Raw genomic sequence first — 21,223 nt, 5'->3', positions numbered from 1 at the left:
TCCCCGGTCCCGAAAGGTCATTCACCATGCCCTCCAGCCTCCGTCTTCGCGCCGTCACGGCCTTGGCCGCCTCAGGATGCGCACTGCTTCTGCTCGCCGGCTGCGCCGCTGAGCCGACCGCCGTCACCGATGCGGCGGGGGAATCCGCCGGCACCCACGACGTCGAGCATGCCCGCGGCACCACCGCGGTCCCCGACGAGCCGCAGCGCGTGGTGACCCTCGAACCGCTCGAGCTCGACACCGCCGTCGCGGTCGGCATCGAGCCGGTCGGCGCTGCGGTCGCGAGCAACGTCGCAGGAGCACCGGCATACCTCGGCGCCGACGACGTCGAGCCCGTGGGCACTGTTCCCGAACCCGACCTCGAGGCCATCGCCGCGCTCGAGCCCGATCTGATCCTCGGAACCGAGGCCCGGCACTCCGAGCTCTACGAGCAGCTCTCGGCGATCGCCCCGACCGTGTTCATCGAGACCCAGGCCGACCCGTGGCGAGACAACACCATGCTCATCGGCGAAGCGCTGGGCCGCGAGGCCGAGGTCGCCGATCTGCTCTCGGCCGTCGACGACCGGTGCGAGTCGCTGGCCGGCGAGTATGCGATCGACGGCGAGAGCGTGCAGCTGATCCGCCCCCGCGACGAGACGACCCTGAGCCTCTACGGACCGGTGTCGTTCTCGGGCAGCCTCCTCGAGTGCGCCGGGTTCACGATCCCCGCGCAGGAGTGGGCCGATGGGCTGCAGGCAGACATCTCGCCCGAGAACATCGTCTCGGCGGCAGCGGACCATGTGTTCGTCACCGTGACCGACGTCGACGAGGCCTCGGATATCCCCACCGCGATTACGCAGAACGCCGCAGACTTCCCCTCGGTCACCCCTGTCGACACGAGCTACTGGGTCTCAGGAGTCGGGCCGAAGGGCGCACAGGCCGTGCTCGATGACATCGAGGCGTACCTCGAAGAGAGCCGGTGACGACTCTCACCCCGGTCGAGACGTCGGGGGCTCCGCACGCGCGGATCCCCCGACGCGGCCGTCGTGCGGTCGTCGGTGCGATCGTCCTTCTTGCTGCGCTCGCGGCCGCCGTCGTCCTCTCCCTCGCGATCGGCGCGAATCCCCTCTCCCCCGAAGCGGTCTGGACGACCCTGCGGGGCGCGGGCACGACCGAGATGGATTACATCGTGCTCGAGTTGCGCATACCTCGCACCGTCACGGGGATCGTCGCCGGTGCGGCGCTGGGTGTGGCCGGCGCTCTCATCCAGGCCTTCACCCGTAATCCGCTCGCCGACCCGGGCATCCTCGGCGTGAACGCCGGCGCCGCGCTCGCGGTCGCCCTCGGCGTGAGCCTGCTCGGCCTGCGCGACGTCTCGCAGTTCGTCTGGTTCGCCTTCTTCGGCGCCCTCATCGTCACGGTGGCCGTCTACCTGATCGGCTCGGCGGGGCGCGGCTCCGCTGACCCGCTCCGCCTCACGCTCGCCGGGGTCGCACTCGGAGCCGTGCTCTCCGGCATCACGACGGGCATCTCCCTCAGCGATCCGGAAGCCTTCGACTCGATGCGCAGCTGGAACGCCGGAACGCTGCTCGGACGTGGTTTCGACGGCGTCATTCCCGTCCTCCCGTTCGTCGCTGTCGGAGTCGCACTCGCAGTGCTGCTCGGTCCCGGCCTGAACGCCATCGGCCTCGGCGAAGACGTCGCTCGGGCACAGGGCGCGAATGTCGCAGGCATCCGCGTCGGGGTCATCATCGCCGTCACACTTCTCGCGGGCGCGGCGACCGCCCTCGCCGGCCCGATCTCGTTCATCGGGCTGATGGTGCCGCACGTGATCCGCTGGACGTTCGGCGTCGACCAGCGAGTGATCCTGCCGCTCTCCGCCGTGCTGGCACCGGTGATCCTGCTTCTCGCCGACGTCCTCGGCCGGGTCATCATCGCCCCGGCGGAAGTGCCTGTCGGAATCGTCGCGGCATTCGTCGGAGCGCCGGTGCTGATCGCGCTGGCGCGGCGACGCCAGGTGAGTGCCCTGTGAGCGCGTCGATCGCCTCGGCGCTCACGGACGCCTCCCGCTCCAGGATGATCCTGCACCTGGGGCCGCTGCGGATGCCGGTTCGCCGGCGCAGCATCCTCGTCGGCGTCGCTGCAGCGGCCACTCTGATCGTTCTGGGCATCCTGGCGCTGGGGCTGGGGAGCTATCCCCTCACTCCCCCAGAGGTCGTGCAGACGCTGCTCGGCGGGGGCGACGCCCTGCACCGCACGGTCGTGATCGACTGGCGCCTGCCACGCGCGATCGCGGCGATCACCGTCGGTGCGCTCCTCGGCATCGCCGGCGCGCTCTTCCAGACCGTCACGAGGAATCCGCTCGCGAGCCCCGACATCCTCGGCCTGTCCAACGGCGCGTTCACGGGCATGCTGATCGCGCTGGTGCTGGTCTCGGGGAGCTGGCCCGTGCTCACCGCCGGGTCTCTCATCGGCGGGTTCGCGACAGCCGTGGTGATCTGGCTGTTGTCGGCACGAGGCGGTGTGCACGGCTTCCGCCTCATCGTCGTGGGCATCGGAGTCTCGGCGATCCTCGCCTCTCTCAACACCTGGCTGCTCCTGCAGATCGAGCTCGAGACCGCGATGTTCGCGTCTGCCTGGGGCACTGGATCACTGAACGGCGTCACCGCAGGCCCGCTCGCGGGCGCGCTCCTGTGCGCCCTGCCGTTCGCCGTCGCAGCGCTTCTCCTGGTGCCGCGACTGCGCCAGCTCGAGCTGGGCGACGACACGGCCGCAGCCACAGGGGCCCGACCGGGGCGGATCCGGGTCGTGGCGCTGCTCATCGGTGTCGCACTCGTCGCCGCCGCGACGACCGTCGGCGGCCCCGTGGCGTTCGTCGCGCTCGCTGCACCGCAGATCGCGCGCCTCGTGGCCCGCACCCCGCACCTCTCGCTGATGCTGTCGGCGCTGTTCGGAGGAGTCCTCCTGCTCGGTGCCGACCTCATCGCCCAGCACATGCTGCCCACTGCTCTGCCTGTCGGCGTCGTGACCGTGTCGGTCGGCGGCGCCTACCTCGTCCTGATGATCATCCTGGAGATCCGCCGCCGTGCTTGAGAGCTCGACCTCGCCCGACCCCAGCGCCGCCTCGCGCCTCAGAGCCGAGAGCATCACGCTCACATACGACCGCACCGAGATCGTCCGCGAACTCTCCGTGGCTGTGCCCGCAGGAGGCTTCACGGTGATCATCGGGCCGAACGCGTGCGGCAAGTCCACCCTGCTGCGCGGCCTGTCGCGCCTGCTGCCTCCCTCGAGCGGGCGCGTCGTGCTCGACGGCCGGTCGATCAGCGAGTACCCGGCGAAGGAGGTGGCCCGCCGGCTGGGGCTGCTTCCTCAGAGTGCGACAGCGCCGGACGGCATCACCGTGGCCGATCTGGTCGCCCGCGGACGTTACCCGCATCAGAGTCTGATGCGCCAATGGTCGGATGCCGATGAGAGTGCTGTGCGGCACGCTCTCGACGCGACAGGAACAGCAGATCTCGCGTCACGCCCCGTCGATGCTCTGTCCGGTGGGCAGCGCCAGCGCGTCTGGGTGGCGATGGTGCTCGCGCAGGAGACGGATCTGCTGCTGCTCGACGAGCCGACCACTTTCCTCGACGTGGCCCACCAGGTGGATCTCATGGAGCTGCTCGCGCATCTCAATACGCAGGGACGCACACTCGTCGCCGTTCTGCACGACCTCAATCACGCCGCACGCTACGCGAGCCACATCATCGCGATGCGCGAGGGCCGCATCGTCGCTCAAGGCCCACCCCGCGAGGTCATCACGAGCGAACGAGTGCAGCAGGTGTTCGGCCTGGCGAACGTCGTGATCGATGATCCCGTCACCGGAGGACCGCTGGTGGTGCCGCTGCGCGGCTCGGCTCCTGCGGGAGTGCGGTCGTGACCGCCGAGCGCCCATGGGCCTACAGCGCTTTCCCGGTGGAGGTTCGCGCACGCGTGATGCTCAGCCCGCATTTCGTCAGGCTGACCCTGGGCGGTGAGAGTCTGCGGAACTTCGCCGACTGGGGCATGGATCAGCGCATCAAGGTCGTCCTGCCGCTGGCCGACGGAGGCATCGCCGACTTCGGACTGCTCGACGAGCCGACACCGCATCCCTCCGACTGGTACACACGGTGGCGCGCCCTCCCTGAAGACGAACGCAACGTGCTGCGCACCTACACCCCCGCCGCGATCAGAGCCGAGGACCGCGAGATCGACATCGACTTCTTCCTCCACGAGCCCGCCGGGCCCGCCTCTGCATGGGCGGCCGCGGCGTCCCCGGGTGACCGCCTCGTCGTCAACGGTCCCGACGCGCGGATGGGGTGGACCGGGTACGGACTGCACTGGCATCCCGGCGATGCGGGGCGGTTCTTGATCATCGCCGACGAGACGGCATTCCCGGCTGTGCGCGGCATCCTCGACTCCCTCGGGCCGGACGCGCGCGCCGAGGTCATCCTCGAATGCGGTCACCCCGCCGATGATCTCATCTCGCCGGCTGCCCCCGACACCGCGCGCGTGCATCGCGTGCTGCGCGACGCCCCGGATTCGACGGCGATCGAACGGGCGGTGCACGCCTGGGGCGCCACCCACGGTGCGTCCGCCCGCGAGGACATCGCCTTCTACGCGTGGATCGCGGGTGAGTCCGGCATGACCACCGGTATTCGCCGGTATCTGACCTCCGACCTCGGCATTCCGAAGGACCGCGTCTCCTTCCTCGGCTACTGGCGTCGAGGTGGGCCACTCGTCGGGTGATCCGCGCAGCGGAACACGACGAAGGGGGCGGATGCCGCAGCATCCGCCCCCTTCGTGTCGTTCAGCAGGTGACTCAGAAGTCCCAGTCGTCGTCTTCCGTCGCCTCGGCCTTGCCGATGACGTACGACGATCCCGATCCCGAGAAGAAGTCGTGGTTCTCGTCGGCGTTCGGCGAGAGAGCCGACAGGATCGCCGGGTTCACGTTCGTGACGGTCGAGGGGAACATCGCTTCGTAGCCGAGGTTCATCAGCGCCTTGTTGGCGTTGTAGTGCAGGAACTTCTTGACGTCCTCAGTCAGGCCGACGCCGTCGTAGAGGTCCTGCGTGTACTGCACCTCGTTGTCGTAGAGCTCGAACAGCAGGTTGAAGGTGTAGTCCTTCAGCTCCTGGCGGCGCTCCTCGGTCTCCTTCTCGAGACCCTTCTGGAACTTGTAGCCGATGTAGTACCCGTGCACGGCCTCGTCACGGATGATGAGGCGGATCAGGTCGGCCGTGTTCGTGAGCTTAGCCTTCGACGACCAGTAGATCGGCAGGTAGAAGCCCGAGTAGAACAGGAACGACTCGAGCAGCGTCGAGGCGACCTTGCGCTTGAGCGGGTCGTCGCCCTGGTAGTAGTCCATGATGATCTGAGCCTTCTTCTGAAGGTTCGGGTTCTCGGTGGACCAGCGGAACGCCTCATCGATCTCCTTCGTCGACGCGAGCGTCGAGAAGATCGAGGAGTAGCTCTTCGCATGCACCGACTCCATGAACGCGATGTTCGTGTACACGGCCTCTTCGTGAGGCGTGATCGCGTCGGGGATCAGCGAGACGGCGCCGACGGTGCCCTGGATCGTGTCGAGCAGCGTCAGACCGGTGAACACGCGCATGGTGAGCAGCTGCTCATCGGGCGTGAGCGTGTTCCACGACTGGACGTCGTTCGACAGCGGCACCTTCTCAGGCAGCCAGAAGTTGTTCACCAGGCGGTTCCAGACCTCGAGGTCCTTGTCGTCCTGGATGCGGTTCCAGTTGATCGCCTGAACGCTGTCGACCAGCTTGAGCGGGGGGTGAGGAGTCATGATTCTTCGTCGTTTCTCGTGTTCAGGGCCGGATCAGAGCATGCACGAGACGCACTCGGTCATGTCGGTGCCCTCGAGCGCCATCTGACGCAGACGGATGTAGTAGATCGTCTTGATGCCCTTGCGCCATGCGTAGATCTGAGCCTTGTTGATGTCACGCGTCGTGGCGGTGTCCTTGAAGAACAGCGTCAGCGACAGGCCCTGGTCGACGTGCTGGGTGGCGGCGGCGTAGGTGTCGATGACCTTCTCGTAGCCGATCTCGTACGCGTCCTGGTAGTACTCCAGGTTGTCGTTCGTCATGAACGGCGCCGGGTAGTAGACGCGGCCGAGCTTGCCTTCCTTGCGGATCTCGATCTTCGACGCGATCGGGTGGATCGACGACGTCGAGTTGTTGATGTACGAGATCGAGCCGGTCGGGGGCACCGCCTGCAGGTTCTGGTTGTAGATGCCGTGCTCCTGGATCGACGCCTTCAGCGCCACCCAGTCCTCCTGCGTCGGGATGTGCTTGCCCGCGAAGAGCTCCTTGACCTTCTCGGTCTCGGGAACCCAGGCGCGCTCGATGTACTTGTCGAAGAACTCCCCCGACGCGTAGGTCGAGTCCTCGAAGCCGTCGAAGGCCTGCTTGCGCTCGATCGCGATGTTGTTCGAGGCGCGCAGCGCGTGGAACAGCACCGTGTAGAAGTAGATGTTCGTGAAGTCGATGCCCTCTTCGGAGCCGTAGTGCACGTGCTCGCGGGCGAGGTAGCCGTGCAGGTTCATCTGGCCGAGGCCGATCGCGTGCGAACGGTCGTTGCCGTCCTCGATCGAGCGGACCGAGCGGATGTGGCTCTGGTCGCTCACCGCGCTCAGCGCACGGATCGCGGTCTCGACCGTCTGGCCCAGGTCATCGGCATCCATCGACAGCGCGATGTTCATCGAGCCGAGGTTGCAGGAGATGTCCTTGCCGATCTGGTCGTACGACAGGTCGTCGTTGTACGTGGTCGGCGTGTTCACCTGCAGGATCTCGCTGCAGAGGTTGGACATGTTGATGCGGCCCTTGATCGGGTTGGCCTTGTTCACCGTGTCCTCGAACATGATGTACGGGTAGCCCGACTCGAACTGGATCTCGGCGATCGTCTGGAAGAACTCGCGCGCGTTGATCTTCGTCTTCTTGATGCGCGGGTCGTCGACCATCTCGCGGTACTTCTCGGTGACCGAGATGTCGCCGAAGGGGACGCCGTAGACCTTCTCGACGTCGTACGGCGAGAAGAGGTACATGTCCTCGCCGTTCTTCGCCAGCTCGAACGTGATGTCGGGCACGACGACGCCGAGCGACAGCGTCTTGATGCGGATCTTCTCGTCGGCGTTCTCACGCTTGGTGTCGAGGAAGCGCATGATGTCGGGGTGGTGTGCGTTGAGGTACACCGCGCCGGCACCCTGACGCGCACCGAGCTGGTTGGCGTAGCTGAAGCTGTCTTCGAGGAGCTTCATCACGGGGATGATGCCCGAGGACTGGTTCTCGATCTGCTTGATCGGCGCACCGGCCTCACGGATGTTCGAGAGCAGGAGCGCCACTCCGCCGCCGCGCTTGGAGAGCTGGAGGGCGGAGTTGATGCCGCGGGCGATCGACTCCATGTTGTCCTCGATGCGCAGCAGGAAGCAGCTGACGAGTTCGCCGCGCTGGGCCTTGCCCGAGTTGAGGAAGGTCGGGGTCGCGGGCTGGAAGCGGCCGGAGATGATCTCCTCGACCAGTGCGACGGCGAGCTGCTCGTCGCCGCCGGCGAGGCCGAGGGCCGTCATCACGACGCGGTCCTCGAAGCGCTCGAGGTAGCGCTTGCCGTCGAACGTCTTGAGCGTGTAGCTCGTGTAGTACTTGAAGGCGCCGAGGAACGTCTCGAAGCGGAACTTCTTGCCGTAGGCGAGGTCATTGAGCTTCTGGATGAACTCGAGCGAGTACTGCTCGATCACGGCCGGCTCGTAGTACTCCTTCTCGACGAGGTAGTCGAGGCGCTCCTTGAGCGAGTGGAAGAACACCGTGTTCTGGTTGACGTGCTGCAGGAAGTACTCGCGCGCCGCCCGCTTGTCGGCGTCGAACTGGATCTTGCCGTTCGCGTCGTACAGGTTCAGCATCGCGTTGAGGGCGTGATAGTCCAGGCCCTCGTAGGTCGGGTTCATCTTGAACGCCACCGTATCCGTCACTGAGTCGGCTCCTGCCTGCTCGTCAACTGCGGTACCCACCGTCGCTCCAATCCGTCGCTCACGCGATCTACATCGTCTTGTGTGCCGAAGATCTCGAGCCGATACAAGTGAGGCACGTTGCACTTGCGGCTGATGATGTCACCGGCGAGACAGAACGAGTCGCCGAAGTTGGTGTTGCCCGCCGAGATGACTCCGCGGATGTGACGCCGGTTGCGCTCGTCGTTGAGGAACCGGATGACCTGCTTGGGCACCGCGCCTCGTTCGACGCCGCGCCCCTCACCCCCGCCATAGGTGGGGGTGACCAGCACGAAGGGCTCGTCGACGACGAGTTCTTCCTGCTGTCGGAGAAGGGGAATGCGTCGGGCCGGGAGCCCGAGCTTCTCGACGAAGCGCGCGGTGTTACCCGAGGCGCTCGAGAAGTAGACCAGGAGCGGCGCGGCGGTCGCGACGGCGCTCATGGCGGATCACGCCAGACGCGAGGCGAGCTCGTCGATCTTGTCGGGGCGGAAGCCCGACCAGTGACCCTCGTCGGTGACGACGACGGGTGCCTGCATGTAGCCGAGCGCCTTGACCTGCTCGAGCGCCGTGGCGTCCTCCGACAGGTCGAGGATCTCGTACTCGATGCCCTTGGCGTCGAGCGCGCGGTAGGTGGCGTTGCACTGAACGCAGGACGGCTTCGTGTAGACCGTGATCGACATCTTTTCGCTTCCCCTCACATCTCTGGCCTGCATCTGAATCAGGCTGTTTTCCGGTAGACCCTCACCGGGATCTCAATACTACATATAGGTACGGACATTCAGGGTGACCACTAGGGGTAGTAGTTACATACGTGTAGTTTTCCACCGCTCTCCACTGTTACAACACAGGTTCTCCACCGTTTCTTCCACAGGCACAGCCCCCTTGACAGTGCCTCCGAACCGCGAGAAATCGCGGCTGGGAACGACCTGTGAGAGATCCATCCACAGGGGGGACGATATGGCCGACCTCGGACATCGGATTTTCTGTGGAAACTCGGTTTGGGCGTGTCGCGGCGTGTCGCGGAGGAGCCGCTTGGACCCGCGTCCGCGCCTCCCGGTAGCGTTGACCCGTGGCGGGATATCGGGACCTTCTTCGCACGCCCGGAGTGGCGCGCATGATCGCTGCACAGCTGACCGCTCGCTTCCCCAACGGGATGACCTCGCTCGCGATCCTGCTGCACGTCGAGCAGCAGACCGGGTCGTACGGCTCGGCGGGCCTCGTGCTCGCCGCGACGAGCGTCGGGCAGGCCGTCGCCGGCCCGATCACGAGTCGGTGGATGGGTGTCTGGGGCATGCGCCGCGTGCTCACCCTGACGCTCAGCGTCTGCGTGGTCGCCGTGCTGGGGCTCGCGCTCCTCCCCCTCAGCATCCCCGGCTACATGATCCTGGGCATGATCGCCGGTCTCTCGACCCCGCCGGTGCAGGCCGCCGTGCGCACCATCTATCCGAAGCTCGTGAACTCGAAGCAGCTCACTCCGCTGTTCTCCCTCGATGCCTCGCTGCAGGAGATCATCTGGGTCATCGCGCCCGTCGTGATCACCCTCGTCTCGACCCAGGTCGGCACCGCCGAGGGTCTCCTGCTCGTCGCCGTCGTGCTGGTGGGCGGCGGGGCGTGGTTCATCCTCTCGCCCGAGGTCGGTCGCGTGCGCATCCCCCGCAGCCGCAACGCCCTCGGCAAGGTCGTCCTCAAGCCGCCCGTGCTGCTCGCCACCGTCATCGGGTTCCTCCTCATCGGCGCCTGCTCCGCCGTCGAGGTCGGCGTCGTCGCCACGTTCGAGCACGGCAGCCTCGCCGCCGGCCTCGTGCTCGCCGTCTTCTCGGTCGGCAGCCTCGCCGGCGGACTCGCGTTCGGACACATCCCCATCGGCCCCTGGGCGATGGCCCGCCGTCTCGCGATCGTCACCGTCGGCCTGGCGCTCACCATGTTCTCCCTCAACGTGTTCTGGCTCGGCGGCACGCTGGTCCTCGCCGGCATCGGCATCGCGCCGGCCCTCGCCGTGCTGTTCGCCATCACGACCGCGAGCGTGAAGTTCAGCGAGACCGCCGAGGCGTTCGGCTGGGCGGGCACGGGACAGCTCATCGGTGCCGCGGCGGGCTCGGCGGTCGCCGGCTTCCTGGTCGATGCGACGGACCCGCGCGGCGCCTACCTCGCCGCGACACTGTTCGCCGCAGCCGGCCTCGTCGTCTCGATCGTCTTCGTCCGCTCCTTCCCCGACCTGCGCCATCGCGACGCGAGTCCCCACCCCGACACCGAACCTCTGGCGGTCACCCCTTCATGAGCTCTGCCCCCTCCCCCGCATCCGCCGCCCCCGAGGTCGTCTGCATCGGCGAGTCCATGGGACTCGTCACCGCTCTCGGCGCCCCGCTCGCCGAGACCGAGACGGCTGCGCTCGGTCTGGCGGGAGCCGAGGGCAACGTCGCGGTCGGGCTCGTGTCGGCAGGGCACCGCGCCGCGTGGGCCTCACGCCTCGGTGACGACCCGATCGGCGTGCGCATCTCGACCGAGCTCGAGCGGCGCGGCGTCGACCTCTGGGTGACGACGGATGCGGATGCTCCCACCGGCGTCATGTTCAAGGACCCCGGCGTGGAGTCGTCGTCGGTCTACTACTACCGGCGCGGTTCGGCCGCCTCTCTGATGGCACCGGGGTTCCTCGACGCCGCCCAGCTCGCCGGCGTCCGCATCGTGCACACCACGGGCATCACCCCGGCGCTCTCGCCGTCCTGCCGCGCGATGGTCGATCAGCTGTTCGTCGACGCTCGCGCCGCCGGCGCCCTCGTGTCCTTCGACGTCAATGATCGCCGCGCACTGTGGACGATGCAGGATGCCGCCGACACCCTCGCCCGCCTCGCGGACGCCGCCGACATCGCCTTCGTCGGACGCGACGAGGCCGAGCGCATCTGGGGCACCGCGACCGCCGCCGAGATCCGCACCCGTCTGCCGCACTGCGGGCTGCTCATCGTCAAGGACGGCGACGTCGGGGCGACCGCGTTCCTCGGCGACGACGAGTCGGTGTTCGTGCCCGCTCCCCGTGTCGAGGTCGTCGAGCCGGTCGGCGCCGGAGACGCGTTCGCGGCCGGGTTCCTCGCCGCGACCCTCGACGGCGCAGATCTGTCGGCACGGCTGTCCGCGGGCCACACCGCAGCGGCCCGCGTGCTGACGACGCACGGCGACCTGCCGCCCCTCGACTGAGCTCCGCAGGCCTCACCGCCGCGAGCCGGTCGTAGGCTTGCTGCATGCCCGCACCGCTCACGCTGCCCCGCATCTCCTGGGGCGACCCGGCATCCGATCGTCGCGTTCTCCTCGTGCACGGGCTCGGCTCGTCCGCGGCTCTCATGTGGCGCGTCGGCTCCGACCTCGCCGACGCCGGATGGCACGCGACCGCCGTCGATCTGCGTGGCCACGGCGACGCCCCGCGCGCCCTCGACTACTCGGTCGCCGCCTACGCGGCAGACCTCGCCACCACGACGCCCGACGGAGGGGGACCCTGGGATGCCGTCGTCGGCCACTCGCTCGGCGGGGCCTCCAGCACGGCGGCGGCGGCATCCGCTCCCGAGTGGACGCGCCGACTCGTGCTGCTCGATCCGGCGATCCTCGTCGGCGGCCGGGATGCCGCGATCGTCCGCAGGAGCCAGGAGCGCGCCTTCGCCGACAACAGGGTGGAGCTGGTGCGGCAGGAGCATCCGCACTGGCACCCGCAGGACTGGGAGCTGAAGGTCGACGCGGTGCACCGCGCGAGCGCCTGGGCGGTCGAGCAGACGAGTGCGCAGAACACTCCGTGGGACGTCACTGCGGATGCCGCCCGGCTGACCGTTCCCACCCATGTGATCGCCTCGGATCCCGCGGTCTACAGCATCTTCACCGGCGAGGTCGCGGCCGGCGTCCTCGCCTCCAACCCCCTCGTCACGATGTCGGTCGTCGAGGGCGCCGGGCACTCGCTGCACCGCGACAAGCCCGAAGAGACCGTCCGACAGCTGAGAGAGGCACTCGCGTGAGCACCTTCGATCCGACCGCCTACCTTCCCGACGACCTTCTCGAGCGCATCCGCGAGCGGGCCCCGATCCACGACCGCGAGAACACGTTCCCCGAGCAGGACCTCGATGAGCTCCGCGATGCGGGATATCTGTCGATCCTCGTGCCCGCCGAACGCGGGGGCGCGGGGCTCGGCCTCGCCGAGGCGGCGATCCTGCAGCAGCGTCTCGCGACCGCCGCTCCCGCCACGGCGCTCGCGATCAACATGCACCTGGTGTGGACCGGCGTCGCGAAGGTCTTCTCCGACCGCGGCGTGCCGGGTCTCGAGTTCGTGCAGGACGGCGCGGTCGCGGGCGAGGTCTTCGCCTTCGGAATCAGCGAGGGCGGCAACGACCTGGTGCTGTTCGGGAGCGACACCGAGGCCGCGCCCACCGCCGACGGAGGCTACGCGTTCACCGGCACGAAGATCTTCACCTCCCTCGCGCCCGTATGGACGAGGCTCGGGCTGCACGGCCTCGACACGACGAGCGCCGACGCTCCGAAGCTGGTCTTCGCCTTCGTCGACCGCACCGACGCGGTCGTCACGGGCGACGACTGGGACACCCTCGGCATGCGGGGCACCCAGAGCCGCACGACGCGTCTCGACGGAGCCGTGGCGGATGCCGCGCACGTGGTGCGTCGCATCGATCCGGGCCCGAACCCCGACCCGATCGTCTTCGGGATCTTCTCCGTCTTCGAGATCCTGCTCGCCTCCGTCTACACGGGCATCGCACGCCGTGCCCTCGACCTCGCGGTGCTCACCGCGCAGATGCGCCGTTCGAAGAAGACGGGTGCGACGTACAGCCAGGATCCCGACATCCGCTGGCGCATCGCCGACATGGGCCTCGCGTACGACGCGCTCCCGCCGCAGATCGCGGTGCTCGCCCGCGATGTCGATGAGAGGGTCGACAACGGCGCTCGGTGGTTCACGCTGCTGTCGGGCGTCAAGCACCGGGCGATCACGATGTCGAAGCACGTCGTCGATCAGGCGATGCTCGTCGCCGGCGGCGGCTCGTACTTCTCGTCGAACGAACTGTCGCGTCTCTACCGGGACGTCCTCGCGGGCGCATTCCATCCCTCCGATCCCGAATCGGCGCATTCCACTGCGGCGAGCGCCTGGCTCGGACCCCTCGAGGCATAAGCGCGATATTCTGCGGTTTCACCCCTGAGGCTCTGCCGATTCTGCGGAATCAGTTGAAGACCGGCCGCTGCGGTGCGAGGATCGCATCATGGCGTCCTCGAAGAAGCACCCCCCACTGGACGATGTCGCGAAGACGATCATCGAACTGCTGCAGGAGGACGGGCGACGCTCGTACTCCGACATCGGGCGAGAGGTGGGACTCAGCGAAGCCGCCGTCCGCCAACGCGTGCAGCGGCTCACCGAGTCCGGCGTGATGCAGATCGTCGCAGTGACCGATCCGATGCAGCTCGGCTTCCCCCGGCAGGCCATGATCGGCGTCCGCGTCTCGGGCGACACGAGGGTCGTGGCCGAGGCCATCGCCGAGATCGCCGCCATCGACTACGTCGTCATCACCGTGGGCTCGTTCGACATCCTCGCCGAGGTCGTCTGCGAGGACGACGAGGACCTCCTCGCCCTCATCAACGATCACATCCGCCCGATCGACGGGGTCCTGTCGACCGAGACCTTCATCTACGCCAAGCTGCAGAAGCAGCTCTACAACTGGGGGACCAGATGAGCACGCAACGCCCGACACCGTCCGAGTCCGAACTCCAGACCATGGCCAAGGACCACCTGTGGATGCACTTCACACGGCAGTCCACGATGGAGAAGAGCGGCGTCCCGATCATCGTCAAGGGCGACGGTCACCGCATCTGGGACTCGAAGGGCAAGGAGTACTTCGACGGCCTCGCCGGACTCTTCGTCGTCAACGCCGGCCACGGCCGCCGTCGGCTCGCCGAGGCCGCGGCGAAGCAGGCTTCCGAGCTGTCGTTCTTCCCGCTGTGGTCGTATGCGCACCCGGCGGCCATCGAGCTCGCCGATCGACTCGCGGCCGAGGCGCCCGGCGATCTGAACCGGGTGTTCTTCTCGACGGGCGGCGGCGAGGCGGTCGAGACCGCGTTCAAGCTCGCGAAGCACTACTGGAAGCTGATGGGCAAGCCCACCAAGCACAAGGTCATCTCGCGATCGGTCGCCTATCACGGCACCCCTCAGGGCGCACTGGCCATCACCGGCATCCCGGCGATGAAGTCCATGTTCGAGCCCGTCACCCCGGGTGGGTTCCGCGTGCCGAACACCAACTTCTACCGCGCGGCCGAGATGGGCGGCCCGAGCGACGACCTCGAGGCCTTCGGTCGCTGGGCCGCCGACCGCATCGAGGAGATGATCCTGTTCGAGGGCGCCGACACGGTCGCCGCGGTCTTCCTCGAGCCGGTGCAGAACTCGGGCGGATGCTTCCCGCCTCCTCCCGGATACTTCGCCAGAGTGCGCGAGATCTGCGACCGCCACGACGTGCTGCTCGTGTCGGACGAGGTCATCTGCGCGTTCGGTCGCCTGGGCCACACCTTCGCGTGCACGGGCCTCGGCTACGTGCCCGACATGATCACGTGCGCCAAGGGCATGACGAGCGGCTACTCGCCCATCGGCGCGACCGTCATCAGCGACCGGATCTACGAGCCGTTCTCGAAGGGCGACGTGTCGTTCCCGCACGGCTACACGTTCGGCGGGCATCCGGTCTCGGCGGCCGTGGCCCTCGAGAACCTCGCGATCTTCGACGAGGAGGGGCTCAACGAGCACGTGCGCGAGAACTCGCCCCTGTTCCGCGCCGCGCTCGAGAAGCTCCTCGACATCCCGATCGTGGGCGATGTGCGCGGAGACGGCTACTTCTTCGGCATCGAGCTCGTGAAGGACAAGGCGACGCGGGAGACCTTCGACGACGACGAGTCCGAGCGGCTGCTGCGCGGCTTCCTCTCCCCCGCCCTGTTCGAGGCCGGGCTGTACTGTCGGGCGGACGACCGCGGCGACCCGGTGATCCAGCTCGCGCCGCCGCTCACGGTGGGACCCGCGGAGTTCCGTCAGATCGAGCAGATCCTGCGGAGCGTGCTCACCGACGCCCAGTCGGTGCTCTGACTCAGTCGGTCACCGCGGTGCGCCGCCTCGCGAGGAGCGCGAGGTGGAGCGCCGCGATCGTCTCGCCGTCGTCGAGGTCGGCACCGAGCAGATCGCCGATCAGCGTGAGGCGCTGATAGAACACCGACCGCGACAGGTGACTCGCGGCGGCCGCCGCCGAGCGGTTGCCCGGGTGTGCGACGAGAGCCGCGAGCACGGCGAGCAGGTCGCCGCGACGCTCTCGGTCGTGGCGGATCAGCGGCGCCAGCATCCGCTCGCGGTGCTCGTGCAGTCGGTGATCGTCGCGCAGCGTGGCGACGAGCCTCTCGAGCGGACGATCGTCGACCCGCCGCACTCTGGCCCCCGCCTCGGCGCGGTCGCTGTCGGCGAGGTCGCGCGCGGCGCGCAGCGAGCCGAGCAGTCCGACGACGTCATCGGCGACCGGGCCGACGAACACCGCGCGGTCGGGACCGGCGATGCGCAGCACGACCTCGTCGGACAGCACTGCGGATGCCGGAAGCGAGAGCAGAGCGACGCCGTCGCCCTCGACCCTGGCCGCCATGACGGCGAACCCCGCCTGCCGTGCGCGATACGCGAGCTCGCTGATCGACGCCGACCCTCGGGCGACGATCCCGTGGCACTGCCGGTCGGCGAGGGCGAAACCGCCGGCACGCAGCCGCGCGTCGATGTCGTCGGCCTTCGCGAAGCGCGCCCCCAGCAGGTCATCGATCACCGTGCGCTGCGCGAGCAGCGACCATTCGGTGTCGCCGCCGTCGGCGATGCAGCCGAACGCGAGGGCCGTCGCCCCCTGTTCGAGCACCGTGACCCGCCCGGCGGGGTGAGCCGGTCCCGGCTGGGCGAGCAGCGTGCCCCAGCGCACTCCCCGCGCCTGCACCGGCACCCGCTCGGCGTCGCCACGCGAGCTCAGGACGTCGGCGATCGGAGAGTCGAGCCCCTCGGCCGCGATCACCTCACCCGCGAGGTTCTCCAGGATCACCGGTGCGCGCAGCGCCCGCGCGGTCTCGGACACCACGACATCGGCCGGCGCGCCCTGCAGGCTCAGCGCGGTGAAGAGCTCGTGCAGGTGCTGCCGCTCGTGCAGCGCGTGCGTCTGCGCGGCGATGAGTGCGTGATGCACCGCCTCGGTCACCGCGACGAACTTGACCTCTCGGGTCAACGCGATGAGCGCCAGTCCGGCCGTCGCACACAGGTCGACCAGCGGCTGGGGAACCGCCTCCCGGGCTGTGCCGAGCTCGAACACGATGCCGGCGATGCCCGCGCGGTGCAGGCTGGTCGCGAAGTCCCGCAGCTGCTCGACGTCGCTCGGCCACCCGGCGCCCGTGGTCAGCAGCAGTTCGCCGCCGTCGAGAAGCCGCGCGACGTCCGGGCTGTCGGAGACATGCACCCACCGCACGGCGACATCGAGAGCGGCGCCGCCCACGAGCACCGACGGGCCGCCCTGCTGCACGGCGGGCTCGGAGAGCACGTCGGAGACGCTGAGAAACGTGCTGCCGTCCGGACGTTCTGTCCGACCCAGCTCGAAGTCGCTACGTTCTGACACCTGTTCGCCCTCTCGTGCTCTGTGATCATGGGAGAGAACCCAGCGTATCGCTGCTCGGTCAGAGTGTTCGATACGGATCACGCAGCACGAAGGAGCCCCGTGGACATCGTCCGTCACCTCATCAATGGAGCAGAGACCGCCGACGCGGCGCGCACGGGACAGGTCTTCGACCCGGCCACCGGCCAGGTGTCGAAGCAGGTCGCCTTCGCGTCGACCGCCGAGGTCGACCAGGCCATCGCCGCCGCGGCATCCGCTCTGCCCGCCTGGCGCGAGACGAGCCTCATCAAGCGCGCCGACGTCTTCTTCCGCCTGCGTCAGCTGCTCAAGGAGCGCACACCCGAGCTCGCGGCGATCGTCACCTCGGAGCACGGCAAGGTGCTCTCGGACGCCGCCGGCGAGGTCTCGCGCGGCATCGAGAACGTCGAGTTCGCCGCCGGCCTCGTGCACCTGCTCAAGGGAGAGCGCAGCGAGCAGGTCTCGCGCGGCGTCGACGTGCACTCGGTCAAGCAGCCCGTCGGGGTCGTCGCGGCGATCACGCCGTTCAACTTCCCCGTCATGGTGCCGCTGTGGATGGTCGCCTCGGCGATCGCCTGCGGCAACACGGTCGTGCTCAAGCCGAGCGAGAAGGACCCGTCGGCGGCCATCTGGATCGCGAAGCTCTTCCAGGAGGCAGGACTGCCCGACGGCGTGCTCAATGTCGTGAACGGCGACAAGGAGGCCGTCGACGCGCTGCTCGAGTCGCCGCGGGTGAACGCGATCAGCTTCGTCGGATCGACCCCGATCGCCCGCTCCATCTACCAGCGGGCGGCGAACGCGGGCAAGCGCGTGCAGGCTCTGGGCGGCGCGAAGAACCACATGGTCGTGATGCCGGATGCCGACATCGACGCCGCGGCCGACGCCGCGGTCTCGGCCGCGTACGGCTCGGCCGGCGAACGCTGCATGGCCGTCTCGGTGCTGGTCGCGGTGGGAGACATCGCCGACGACCTGGTCGCAGCGATCGCCTCGCGCATCGACGGACTCACCATAGGCGCGGGCACGGATGCCGCGAGCGAGATGGGCCCGCTCATCACCCGCGAGCACCGCGACCGCGTCGCCTCCTACGTGACCGGCGCCACCGCGGAGGGTGCGACCGTCGTGGTCGACGGCACGACGAAGGAGTTCGACTCCGACGGCTTCTTCATCGGGGTCAGCCTCATCGATCGGGTCGCTCCCGGCATGAAGGTGTACGACGACGAGATCTTCGGCCCGGTGCTCTCGGTCGTGCGCGTCGAGACCTATGCCGAGGCCGTCGAGCTCGTCAACGCGAACGCGTACGGCAACGGCACCGCGATCTTCACCCGCGACGGCGGCACCGCCCGTCAGTACGAGTTCGACATCGAGGTCGGCATGGTCGGCGTCAACGTGCCGATCCCCGTGCCGATCGGCGCCTACTCGTTCGGCGGCTGGAAGGACTCGCTGTTCGGCGACTCGCACATCTACGGACCCGAGTCGGTGCACTTCTACACTCGGTCGAAGGTGGTCACGACGCGCTGGCCCGACCACACGCCCTCGCAGATCGACCTGGGCTTCCCGAGCAACCACTGAGCCCCCGAGCAGACACTGAGAACCGAGACACGAGACATGACGAACTTCATCGATCGCCACGGCGCATCGCATCCGCTCCCCGCCCCCGAGGCCGAGGCGCAGGTGCGGGCGGACGACCGCGGCCACGTCTTCCACTCCTGGAGCGCCCAGGGACTCATCGATCCGCTGCCCGTCGCCGCGGGTGAGGGCTCGACGTTCTGGGACTACGCCGGCAACGCCTACCTCGACTTCTCGAGCCAGCTGGTGAACCTCAACCTGGGGCACCAGCATCCCGACCTCGTGGCCGCGATCCAGCAGCAGGCGGGTCGCCTCTCGACCATCCAGCCGGCGATGGCCAACGACGTGCGGGGCGAGCTCGCCCGACTCATCGTCGAGGTCGCGCCCGAGGGCTTCGAGAAGGTCTTCTTCACCAACGGCGGCGCCGAGGCCAACGAGTACGCCGTGCGCATGGCGCGCCAGTCGACGGGCCGCCACAAGGTGCTGTCGATGTACCGCAGCTATCACGGGTCGACCTCGACGGCGATCTCGCTGACGGGTGATCCTCGCCGGTGGGCGAACGGCACACCGGATTCCGGAGCCGTGCGCTTCTTCGGGCCCTACCTCTACCGCTCGCCGTTCCACGCCGAGACGCCGGAGCAGGAGTCCGAGCGCGCCCTCGCCCACCTCGAGCAGACCATCCAGCTCGAAGGACCCTCGACGATCGCGGCGATCATCATCGAGACCGTCGTCGGCACGAACGGCGTGCTCGTGCCGCCGCCCGGCTACCTGCAGGGCGTGCGCGAGCTGTGCGACCGCTGCGGCATCGTCTACATCGCGGACGAGGTCATGGTCGGCTTCGGCCGCCTCGGCGAGTGGTTCGGCATCGACGCGTACGACGGGCGTCCCGACCTGATCACCTTCGCCAAGGGCGTGAACTCCGGATACGTGCCGCTCGGCGGCGTCGTCATCTCCGAGCGCATCGCGAAGGCCTTCGACACCACGCCGTTCGCCGGAGGGCTCACGTACTCCGGGCATCCGCTCGCGTGCGCCGCGGGCGTCGCGACCTTCGAGGTGTTCCGCCGCGACGGCATCCTCGAGCGGGTGCGCGACCTCGGCGAGCGCATCGTCGAGCCGACCCTGCGCCGCTGGGTCGACACCCACCCGAGCGTCGGAGAGGTACGCGGCCGCGGGCTCTTCTGGGCCGTCGAGCTGGTTCGCGACAAGGAGACGCGCGAGCCGCTCGTGCCGTTCAACGCGAGCGGAGCGGATGCCGCGCCCGTCGCCGCCTTCGCCGCCGCCGCCAAGAAGGCGGGTGTCTGGCCGTTCACGCACTTCAACCGCATGCACGTGGCACCGCCGCTCGTGATCGGCGAGGACGATCTCGTGCGCGGTTTGGCCGTGCTCGACGAGGCTCTCGCCGTGGCCGACGAGGCAGCCACGAGCTGACAGTGCCGTGAGGCGCAGCCGCTGCTGCGCGGGTTCAGATCAGGAATCCGCGCAGCAGCGCTTCGGAACCGGCGAGGTGATCGCGCATCGCCGCCTCGGCGACGTCGGGCCGCCCGGCGAGGATCGCCGTCACGATCTGCTCATGCTGCTCACCCGAGTGCTGGATGTTGCGCGGCATCAGCGGGAACGTGTCGAGCCACGCATTGACGTCGGCCCGGTTCTCGGCGACCAGCGCGACGAGCGAGGGGATGCCGGCCGCCTCCGCGATCGCGAGGTGCAGCAGCGTGTCGAGACGCCGATACTCCTCGGGCCCGGCGGGCAGCGCGGCCTCATGTCGCGCCCACAGGTCGGCGCGGGTCGCGGCATCCAGCGCCCGGCTCGCCGCAGCCCGCACCGCTCCCGTCTCGAGCACCCGCCGCAGCCCCAGCACATCGTCGATCTCGTCCGCCGTGACCTCCCCGGCGTCCGAGGGCTGGGGCAGCGGATCGGCGATGAACGTGCCGCCGTACCGCCCCCGCTTGGGCACCAGGTATCCGGTGTCGGCGAGTTCGCGGATCGCCTCGCGCACGGTGTCGCGACTGACGCCGAACGAGGCGGCGAGCTCTCGTTCCGGCGGCAGCGACTCCCCCGGGGCGACGACGCCGAGGCGGATGGTCTGCACGAGGCGAGCCACCGCATCCTCGAGGGCGTTGCCTCGGCGAAGCGGCCGGTAGACCGCCCGACGCACCTCGACGAGATCGCCGTCGGAAGGGTGCTCGCTCATGCTTTCACCTTGTCACAGTGACATGGTCCCGCTTCACAGCGGGGTGACGTAGGCGTTCGTGATGCCGCCGTCGACGACGAAGGCGCTGGCGGTGATGAACGATGAGTCGTCCGAGGCGAGGAAGGCCACAGCGGCGGCCAGCTCGGACGGCTCGGCGAAGCGCCCCATCGGCACGTGCACGAGTCGTCGCTGCGCACGCTCGGGATCCTTGGCGAACAGCTCCTGCAGCAGCGGCGTGTTCACCGGCCCTGGGCACAGCGCGTTCACCCGCACGCCCTGTCGCGCGAACTGCACGCCGAGCTCGCGCGACATCGCCAGCACGCCGCCCTTCGACGCGGTGTAGCTGATCTGCGAGGTCGCCGACCCCAGCAGGGCGACGAACGACGCGGTGTTGATGATCGATCCGCGACCCGCCGGCACCATGTGGCGCAGTGCCGCACGGCTGCACAGGTACACGCTCTTCAGGTTCACGTCCTGCACGCGATCCCAGGCCGGCAGCTCGGTCGTCTCGATCGAGTCGTCGTCGGCGGGCGAGATGCCGGCGTTGTTGAAGGCGATGTCGATACGGCCGAACTCCGCGGCGACGCCGTCGAAGAGCGTGTTCACCATGGTCTCGTCGGCCACGTCGACGGGACGGAACGCACCGCCCACCTCGGCCGCCGCCTTCTCGCCCGTGGCGGGGTCGACGTCGGCGATGACGACGAACGCGCCTTCGGCCGCGAAGCGCTGAGCGGTGGCGAAGCCGATCCCGCTCGCCCCTCCGGTGATGATCGCGACGCGGTCCTTGAGGCGCTGGGTCAGATCGATGGTCATGTG

General features: G+C 68.6%; 20 protein-coding genes. 13 read left to right on the top strand and 7 right to left on the bottom strand.

The genetic code is table 11. The features are described from left to right. Positions 1–26: 26 nt before the first annotated feature. From QRN21_RS12995 to QRN21_RS12975, 5 genes are read left to right on the top strand one after another with little or no spacing between them, the layout of a single operon-like run. On the top strand, positions 27–962 hold the full coding sequence (locus QRN21_RS12995; RefSeq protein ID WP_285364352.1) for an ABC transporter substrate-binding protein: 936 nt from the start codon (positions 27–29) through the stop codon (positions 960–962). After that, the gene (locus QRN21_RS12990; RefSeq protein WP_285364351.1) at positions 959–2,011 is read left to right on the top strand and encodes an iron chelate uptake ABC transporter family permease subunit; all 1,053 of its coding nucleotides are present in this window, start codon (positions 959–961) and stop codon (positions 2,009–2,011) included. Before QRN21_RS12995 ends, QRN21_RS12990 begins: the two co-directional genes overlap by 4 nt. Continuing rightward, positions 2,008–3,072 (top strand): FecCD family ABC transporter permease, encoded by a 1,065-nt coding sequence (locus QRN21_RS12985; protein WP_285364349.1) that lies wholly within the window; start codon positions 2,008–2,010, stop codon positions 3,070–3,072. Before QRN21_RS12990 ends, QRN21_RS12985 begins: the two co-directional genes overlap by 4 nt. Beyond that, positions 3,065–3,901 (top strand): ABC transporter ATP-binding protein, encoded by an 837-nt coding sequence (locus tag QRN21_RS12980; RefSeq protein WP_285364347.1) that lies wholly within the window; start codon positions 3,065–3,067, stop codon positions 3,899–3,901. The genes QRN21_RS12985 and QRN21_RS12980 overlap by 8 nt, the downstream gene beginning before the upstream one ends. Then, complete coding sequence (locus tag QRN21_RS12975; RefSeq protein ID WP_285364344.1) at positions 3,898–4,749, top strand: siderophore-interacting protein; 852 nt, start codon at positions 3,898–3,900, stop codon at positions 4,747–4,749. Before QRN21_RS12980 ends, QRN21_RS12975 begins: the two co-directional genes overlap by 4 nt. Before the next feature lie 73 nt (positions 4,750–4,822). On the opposite strand, the gene nrdF is transcribed toward QRN21_RS12975, so the two are convergent. Genes nrdF through nrdH form a run of 4 tightly spaced genes read right to left on the bottom strand, consistent with a single transcriptional unit; the run spans position 4,823 to position 8,679 of the window. After that, positions 4,823–5,803, bottom strand: coding sequence for a class 1b ribonucleoside-diphosphate reductase subunit beta (gene nrdF / locus QRN21_RS12970; protein ID WP_056279164.1), 981 nt, complete (start codon positions 5,801–5,803; stop codon positions 4,823–4,825). Between the two features lie 33 nt (positions 5,804–5,836). Beyond that, positions 5,837–7,957 (bottom strand): class 1b ribonucleoside-diphosphate reductase subunit alpha, encoded by a 2,121-nt coding sequence (gene nrdE, locus QRN21_RS12965; RefSeq protein WP_056280194.1) that lies wholly within the window; start codon positions 7,955–7,957, stop codon positions 5,837–5,839. Positions 7,958–7,977: 20 nt separating this feature from the next. Beyond that, positions 7,978–8,439, bottom strand: a complete 462-nt coding sequence (gene nrdI, locus QRN21_RS12960; protein WP_053097788.1) for a class Ib ribonucleoside-diphosphate reductase assembly flavoprotein NrdI — start codon at positions 8,437–8,439, stop codon at positions 7,978–7,980. 6 nt (positions 8,440–8,445) lie between these two features. Further along, positions 8,446–8,679 carry a glutaredoxin-like protein NrdH gene (gene nrdH / locus QRN21_RS12955; protein WP_042537838.1) on the bottom strand — a complete coding sequence of 78 codons (234 nt, stop codon included), beginning with the start codon at positions 8,677–8,679 and terminating at the stop codon, positions 8,446–8,448. A 434-nt stretch (positions 8,680–9,113) separates the two neighbouring features. Between nrdH and QRN21_RS12950 the strand changes: the two genes are divergently transcribed. From QRN21_RS12950 to QRN21_RS12925, 6 genes are all read left to right on the top strand, one after another. Then, positions 9,114–10,277: an MFS transporter gene (locus tag QRN21_RS12950; RefSeq protein WP_502883102.1), complete on the top strand. Its 1,164-nt coding sequence runs from the start codon at positions 9,114–9,116 to the stop codon at positions 10,275–10,277. Continuing rightward, positions 10,274–11,188 carry a sugar kinase gene (locus tag QRN21_RS12945; protein ID WP_285364337.1) on the top strand — a complete coding sequence of 305 codons (915 nt, stop codon included), beginning with the start codon at positions 10,274–10,276 and terminating at the stop codon, positions 11,186–11,188. The genes QRN21_RS12950 and QRN21_RS12945 overlap by 4 nt, the downstream gene beginning before the upstream one ends. Before the next feature lie 44 nt (positions 11,189–11,232). Then, on the top strand, positions 11,233–11,991 hold the full coding sequence (locus QRN21_RS12940) for an alpha/beta fold hydrolase (protein ID WP_285364336.1): 759 nt from the start codon (positions 11,233–11,235) through the stop codon (positions 11,989–11,991). Continuing rightward, entirely contained in the window at positions 11,988–13,148 is a 1,161-nt protein-coding gene (locus tag QRN21_RS12935) for an acyl-CoA dehydrogenase family protein (RefSeq protein WP_053097792.1), read from the top strand. The genes QRN21_RS12940 and QRN21_RS12935 overlap by 4 nt, the downstream gene beginning before the upstream one ends. A gap of 88 nt (positions 13,149–13,236) precedes the next feature. Beyond that, positions 13,237–13,704, top strand: coding sequence for an Lrp/AsnC family transcriptional regulator (locus QRN21_RS12930; protein WP_053097793.1), 468 nt, complete (start codon positions 13,237–13,239; stop codon positions 13,702–13,704). After that, positions 13,701–15,095 (top strand): aspartate aminotransferase family protein, encoded by a 1,395-nt coding sequence (locus tag QRN21_RS12925; protein ID WP_285364333.1) that lies wholly within the window; start codon positions 13,701–13,703, stop codon positions 15,093–15,095. Before QRN21_RS12930 ends, QRN21_RS12925 begins: the two co-directional genes overlap by 4 nt. Position 15,096: 1 nt before the next feature. Here the strand turns inward: QRN21_RS12925 and QRN21_RS12920 are convergent, their stop codons facing one another. Then, positions 15,097–16,635 carry a PucR family transcriptional regulator gene (locus QRN21_RS12920; RefSeq protein WP_285364330.1) on the bottom strand — a complete coding sequence of 513 codons (1,539 nt, stop codon included), beginning with the start codon at positions 16,633–16,635 and terminating at the stop codon, positions 15,097–15,099. Between the two features lie 99 nt (positions 16,636–16,734). On the opposite strand from QRN21_RS12920, the gene QRN21_RS12915 reads away from it, so the two are divergent. Both QRN21_RS12915 and QRN21_RS12910 read left to right on the top strand, forming a co-directional pair. After that, positions 16,735–18,219, top strand: a complete 1,485-nt coding sequence (locus tag QRN21_RS12915; RefSeq protein WP_056279153.1) for a CoA-acylating methylmalonate-semialdehyde dehydrogenase — start codon at positions 16,735–16,737, stop codon at positions 18,217–18,219. Between the two features lie 36 nt (positions 18,220–18,255). Continuing rightward, entirely contained in the window at positions 18,256–19,644 is a 1,389-nt protein-coding gene (locus QRN21_RS12910) for an aspartate aminotransferase family protein (protein ID WP_285364326.1), read from the top strand. 34 nt (positions 19,645–19,678) lie between these two features. Here the strand turns inward: QRN21_RS12910 and QRN21_RS12905 are convergent, their stop codons facing one another. Together QRN21_RS12905 and QRN21_RS12900 are read right to left on the bottom strand one after the other, a co-directional pair. After that, complete coding sequence (locus QRN21_RS12905) at positions 19,679–20,407, bottom strand: FadR/GntR family transcriptional regulator (protein ID WP_053097799.1); 729 nt, start codon at positions 20,405–20,407, stop codon at positions 19,679–19,681. Positions 20,408–20,440: 33 nt separating this feature from the next. Beyond that, positions 20,441–21,220, bottom strand: a complete 780-nt coding sequence (locus QRN21_RS12900; RefSeq protein WP_053097800.1) for a 3-oxoacyl-ACP reductase — start codon at positions 21,218–21,220, stop codon at positions 20,441–20,443. Positions 21,221–21,223: the final 3 nt, after the last annotated feature.

This window comes from Microbacterium sp. LMC-P-041 (assembly GCF_030209555.1).
GTDB lineage: Bacteria > Actinomycetota > Actinomycetes > Actinomycetales > Microbacteriaceae > Microbacterium.
The sequence above is the reverse complement of the archived record's forward strand: the minus strand, read 5'-3'. Positions and strand labels throughout refer to the sequence as shown.

Excerpts from the sequence above, each read along its gene's own strand:
- QRN21_RS12995 (WP_285364352.1), top strand. The coding sequence starts at position 27 with ATGCCCTCCAGCCTCCGTCTTCGCGCCGTCACGGCCTTGGCCGCCTCA.
- nrdF (WP_056279164.1), bottom strand. The coding sequence starts at position 5,803 with ATGACTCCTCACCCCCCGCTCAAGCTGGTCGACAGCGTTCAGGCGATC.
- nrdE (WP_056280194.1), bottom strand. The coding sequence starts at position 7,957 with ATGAACCCGACCTACGAGGGCCTGGACTATCACGCCCTCAACGCGATG.
- nrdI (WP_053097788.1), bottom strand. The coding sequence starts at position 8,439 with ATGAGCGCCGTCGCGACCGCCGCGCCGCTCCTGGTCTACTTCTCGAGC.
- nrdH (WP_042537838.1), bottom strand. The coding sequence starts at position 8,679 with ATGTCGATCACGGTCTACACGAAGCCGTCCTGCGTTCAGTGCAACGCC.
- QRN21_RS12950 (WP_502883102.1), top strand. The coding sequence starts at position 9,114 with ATGATCGCTGCACAGCTGACCGCTCGCTTCCCCAACGGGATGACCTCG.
- QRN21_RS12945 (WP_285364337.1), top strand. The coding sequence starts at position 10,274 with ATGAGCTCTGCCCCCTCCCCCGCATCCGCCGCCCCCGAGGTCGTCTGC.
- QRN21_RS12940 (WP_285364336.1), top strand. The coding sequence starts at position 11,233 with ATGCCCGCACCGCTCACGCTGCCCCGCATCTCCTGGGGCGACCCGGCA.
- QRN21_RS12930 (WP_053097793.1), top strand. The coding sequence starts at position 13,237 with ATGGCGTCCTCGAAGAAGCACCCCCCACTGGACGATGTCGCGAAGACG.
- QRN21_RS12925 (WP_285364333.1), top strand. The coding sequence starts at position 13,701 with ATGAGCACGCAACGCCCGACACCGTCCGAGTCCGAACTCCAGACCATG.
- QRN21_RS12910 (WP_285364326.1), top strand. The coding sequence starts at position 18,256 with ATGACGAACTTCATCGATCGCCACGGCGCATCGCATCCGCTCCCCGCC.
- QRN21_RS12905 (WP_053097799.1), bottom strand. The coding sequence starts at position 20,407 with ATGAGCGAGCACCCTTCCGACGGCGATCTCGTCGAGGTGCGTCGGGCG.
- QRN21_RS12900 (WP_053097800.1), bottom strand. The coding sequence starts at position 21,220 with ATGACCATCGATCTGACCCAGCGCCTCAAGGACCGCGTCGCGATCATC.